Genomic DNA, 554 nt, shown 5'->3' with positions numbered 1-554 from the left:
ACCGTCAGGACGGTGCCGTTGCCGTACTCGGTCTTTGCGGGCCGGCCGAGGCTGTCGTAGGTGTAGGCGGCGGAGGCGGTCTGCCCGTCCGCGGCCTTCTGCACGGCCTTGGCCAGGCTGCCGTCGCTGTTGTAGGTGTAGGCGGTGACGGCGCCTGCGGCGTCGGTGGCCGTCTCCAGCTGCCCGTGCTGGTCGTAGGTGCGGGAGACAGTCTTGCCGTCGGGGTAGGCGACCGAGGCCAGCCGGCCCTCGCCGTCGTAGGTGTAGGTGATGAGGGTGTTCTTCTTGGCGTCCGCGTCGTCGCGGGCGCCTTCCCACACCCCGGTGGCCCGGTTCAGGGCGTCGTATTCCGTCTGCCGGACGGTGGTGGCCCCGCTGGCGTCGGTGACCGCGGAGGAGATCAGCAGCCCGGTGTCCTCATCGTAGGTATACGCGGTGGTGGAGACGGTGTCGCCGCCTTTGGTCTTGACGGCTGCTTCGGCTATCTGCCCGTGGGCGGTGTAGGTGTAGGCGGTGGTGTTGCCGAGCTGGTCGGTCTGGGACGCCAGGCGCCC

1 pseudogene is annotated in these 554 nt (G+C 69.7%); it reads right to left on the bottom strand.

Annotated features, from left to right (window positions below):
- Positions 1–554: pseudogene (locus tag IF89_RS39550) on the bottom strand (RHS repeat domain-containing protein); the annotation flags it as partial.

The organism is Streptomyces sp. NRRL F-2664, from assembly GCF_000719345.1.
Taxonomy (GTDB): Bacteria; Actinomycetota; Actinomycetes; order Streptomycetales; family Streptomycetaceae; genus Streptomyces.
This window is presented reverse-complemented; position numbering and strand designations above follow the sequence as displayed.